2 protein-coding genes are annotated in these 4,214 nt (G+C 75.8%); one reads left to right on the top strand and one right to left on the bottom strand.

What is annotated here, in order from left to right; all coding sequences use genetic code 11:
- Positions 1–145: 145 nt before the first annotated feature.
- Entirely contained in the window at positions 146–2,068 is a 1,923-nt protein-coding gene (locus AOK11_RS26340) for an ABC1 kinase family protein (RefSeq protein ID WP_240497492.1), read from the top strand.
- A 643-nt stretch (positions 2,069–2,711) separates the two neighbouring features.
- On the opposite strand, the gene cydC is transcribed toward AOK11_RS26340, so the two are convergent.
- On the bottom strand, positions 2,712–4,214 hold a 1,503-nt coding region (gene cydC, locus AOK11_RS26335), incomplete at its 5' end, for a thiol reductant ABC exporter subunit CydC (RefSeq protein ID WP_055596210.1).

Genomic DNA, 4,214 nt, shown 5'->3' with positions numbered 1-4,214 from the left:
CGGCGGGACGACGGCGGGACGACGGCGGGACGACGGGACGTCGGCGGCCCCGTCCCAGCGGGCTCGAGCCGGACTCGAGCCGGGCTCCAGGCGCTCTCGAGCGCAACTCCCTTTCCTATGAAGTGAGTTCACTACCATGGGCAGTATGTGGCTTATAGGGGTTCTGGGGGCTTTCACCGTCGTCGTCCTTCCGGCGCTGATCGCCCGGAGGCTGCTCGGCATGGAGACCGGCGGGCTGCGGCTGGTGGCCGCCGCGCTGGTCGGTGCCACGGTGTCCGGAACGCTGGTCGGCACCCAGCTGCAGAACCCGGAGCGCGGTCCGGCCCTGCTGCCGCTGATGCTCGGCGTCGGGCTGCTCAGCGCCATGGTGTGCCTCGTCCTGCTCGATCTGCTGGCGCCGGAGCGCCGCGTCCGGCTGCTCGCCCGGATCCGGGCGGTACGGGGGCGGCTGGCCCGCACCCGCCGCTACTCCGAGATCCTCGCCGTCGTCGGCCGGCACGGCCTCGGCCCGTACCTCACCGGCCGGGCCAGGAACGGCGGCGGCACCCGGCACGAGCACCTGGCCGCCGAACTGCGCGAGGCGCTGCAGGCCGGCGGCACCACGTTCGTGAAGCTGGGTCAGCTGATGTCCACCCGGCGCGATCTGCTGCCCGAGCCGTACGTCGTCGAGCTCAGCCGGCTCCAGGACCGGGTCCCGCCCGCCCCGTGGCCGAAGGTGGAGGCCGTCCTGCTGGAGAGCCTCGGCGCGCCCCCGCAGGAGGTGTTCGCCGAGTTCGACCGCGAACCGCTCGCCGCGGCCTCGGTCGCCCAGGTGCACGCGGCGGTGCTGCACGACGGCACCCGCGTCATCGTGAAGGTGCGGCGGCCCGGTATCGACGCGGCCGTGGACCGCGACCTGGACATCGTGGGGCGGCTGGCCCGCACCCTGGAGCAGCGCACCGACTGGGGCCGTTCGCTGGGCCTCACCGCTCTCGCCGACGGCTTCGCGGTGGCGCTGCGCGAGGAGCTGGACTTCCGGGTGGAGGCCCGCAACCTCACCGTGGTCCGCCGGGCCGCCGAGGCCCGCCACGACGGCGGCGTCACGCTTCCCGTCACCTGCGACGAGCTGAGCGGCGAACGGGTTCTGGTGATGACCCGGATCGACGGCGTGCCGCTCGGACAGGCGCGGCCGGACAGCCCCGAGCACGGCGCGAAGCTGGCGCGGACGCTGCTCACCGCGCTCCTGGACCAGATCATGTACGACGGTGTCTTCCACGCCGATCCGCACCCCGGCAACATCCTGCTGATGCCCGACGGGAGCCCGGCACTGCTCGACTTCGGCTCGGTGGGACGACTGGACGGCGGGCTGCGCTCGGCGATGGTCGGGCTGTTCCTCGCCGTGGACCGCGGCGACCCGGCCGCGCTGCGCGATGCCCTGCTGGAGGTGACCGAGCGGCCGGAGGACGTGGACGAGCAGCGGCTCCAGCGGGCGCTCGGCCAGTTCAGCGGGCGGCACCTGGGGCGGGGGTCGACGCCCGACGTGCGGATGTTCACCGACCTGTTCCGGCTGGTCGCCGACTTCCGGCTGGCCGTTCCGCCGGAGATCGCGGCGGTGTTCCGGGCACTGGCCACCCTGGAGGGCACCCTGGGGCGGGTGTCGGCGGGCTTCGACGTCCTGGCCGCCTCACGGTCGTACGCGCAGGCCCGGTTCACCCGGCAGCTGGAGCCCGAGACCGTACGGGACGCCGCGCGCGACGAGTTGCTGGCGCTGCTGCCGGTGCTGCGCCGGCTCCCCCGCCGCCTCGACCGGATCACCGGCGCGCTGGAGGAGGGCCGGCTCGGCGTGAACGTACGCCTGCTCGCTGACGCGCGGGACCGCCGGGTGATCGGTGAACTGCTGAGCCGGGTGCTGCTGGCCGGCCTGGGGATCTTCTTCGGGGTGCTCGGGGTGCAGCTGCTGGGCACGGAGGGCGGCCCGGAGGTCACGGCCGACCTGAGCCTGTACGCGGTGATCGGCTCCCACCTGCTGGTCCTGTCCGCCGCGGTGGTGCTCCGCACGGTGTACGCCCTGACGCGGCCGCTGTCCTGACGGGCCCGGCGAAGGCCGGGCGCGAGGACCGGCCGGGGGCGTCCGCAGGGCTGCACCGGTGGGCCGTACCGGTCCTCCGGTGAGCAGCACCGTTCCTCTGGGCCGAGCAGGAGCGGGTCTGCTCAGCCGCACGCCCCGAACGGTCCTGGGCGCGCTGTCCCCGGCGTACTCGGCCCCGGGGCGGCGACACGCATCCCGTGCGTGGTCCGGGCCCGGGAGACCGGCTTCCCCGCGCGACCCGGCTCCATGAGTACGGCCGGAGGCGACGGGAAGGCCCTGAACCATCACTCCGGTGGAGCAGGGGCCCCGCTCACCGACGCCGTACCCGGCATCCCGGATCGCACGACCACGCCGGCCCGGACGGCCCACGACACCCCAAGCCCGAAAGCCGACCACCACACGAACGAGCCAAACCACCCTCGTGCACGCTCCCCGGCGAGGTGCCGACGCCCTCTGTGCCGTCACGGACGCCGACGTGCGGCGTGCCTCCGTACGGTGTCGGGGGCTCACGGCCCGGCACGTACCGCGTGCCGCGCCCCGGAGCAACGGAGCGACGGAGCGACGGAGGAAGTCCACCGCCGGCCCGGCGTCGGCGGCACGGCGACCGGGGACCGGGTGCCGTGCGGGAAGTCCGCCTGCCGTGTCAGCCCGGGTGGGGTCCGGGGGCGGTGAGCGCGTCGTGGGTGTCCGGGGCCAGGGTGAGGACGGCGTGGGGGGCGCCGCGGCGGACGACGCGGCCGGCGTCCATGACGAGGATCTCGTCGACGGCCTCCAGGCCTTCGGTGCGGTGGGTGACCAGGATCAGGGACGTGCCGCGGGTGGCGGTGAGGACATCGGCCAGGACGGCGTCGGCGGACGCGGGGTCCAGGCCCTCGGTCGGTTCGTCGAGCAGCAGCACGGGCGGCGCGGCCAGGAGTGCCCTGGCCAGGACCAGCCGGCGGCGCTGACCGCCCGACAGCCTGCCCCCGTCCGAGCCGACGACGGTGTCCAGCTGCCGTGGCAGGGAGAGCACCCAGGAGAGCAGGCCGGCCCGGCGCAGCGCCTCGTGCAGTTCGGCGTCGGTGGCGCCGGGGCGGGCGGGCAGCAGGTTGTGGCGTACGGAGGTGTGGAAGACGTGCGCGTCCTGGAGGGCTCCGCTGACCGTCCGGCGCAGGGCCGCTTCGGGGAAGCGGGTCAGGTCCTCGCCGTCGAGGAGGAGGTGGCCCCGGTGCGGCAGGGCGAAGCGGGCGATCGCCGCAAGCAGCGTCGACTTTCCGGCGCCGCTCGGGCCGACGACGGCCACTCGCCGTCCGGGCGGGAGTTCCAGGTTCACCCCTCGCACCGCGAACGGCCCGTCGGGGCGGTGGCGCACGTACAGGTTCCGTACGGACAGATGAGGGCAGGTTCCGTCACCGCCGGCAGCGGCGGAGGCGTTCGCACCGTCCGCGCTGTCCGTGCCGTCCGCGCTGTCCGTGCCGTCCGCATTGTCCGTGCCGTCCGTGGCGACGGCCTCGGCTGCCGGACGCGCGGGCACGTGCAGCAGGGCGTGGACGCGGCGGGCGCTCTCCGGGAGGGCGGTGAGGTGCTGGGCGGCGGCCGGGAGTGGGGTCAGCGGCTCGAAGGCGGCGAGTGCCAGCAGGGGAAGGGTCACCGTCCAGACGCCGGAGGCGGAGTGCGCGCAGACCAGGGCGACCGCGACGGCCGTGCCGCCCTGGACGACCGTCAGGGCCGCCGCGGCCAGCGCGGACTGCAGGGCCGCGCCCCGGTCGTGGGCGCGCAGCCGGCGGGCGGTGGCGACGGCCCGCGCGGTCGCCCGGTCCGCCGCGCCGAAGATCCGCAGGTCCGCGGCGCCGTCCAGCAGGTCGACGGCCTGCTGGGCCAGGTGGGCGCGGAGCGCGGCCACCCGTCGGGCCGCGCGGGCCGAGGCGACGGCGGTGAGGGCGGGCAGCAGCAGCCCCCCGGCCGCCAGGCCGACGGCCAGGACCAGCGCGGCCTGCGGGGAGACCAGGGCCGCGCAGACCACCGCCGCGACCGACACGGCCGCCGCGGACAGTGCGGGCAGCGCCACCCGCAACAGCGCGTCCTGGACCAGGTCGACATCGGCCACCAGCCGGGAGACGGCGTCCGCGTCCCGTACGGTGCGGGCGTCCTCGCCGGCCGGCCGGCG

Origin of the sequence: Streptomyces hirsutus, assembly GCF_001418415.1 — a bacterium.
GTDB lineage: Bacteria > Actinomycetota > Actinomycetes > Streptomycetales > Streptomycetaceae > Streptomyces > Streptomyces hirsutus.
The sequence above is the reverse complement of the archived record's forward strand: the minus strand, read 5'-3'. Positions and strand labels throughout refer to the sequence as shown.

What these genes read in the sequence shown, in the direction of transcription:
- AOK11_RS26340 (WP_240497492.1), top strand. Translation starts at nt 146, where the DNA reads ATGTGGCTTATAGGGGTTCTGGGGGCTTTCACCGTCGTCGTCCTTCCG.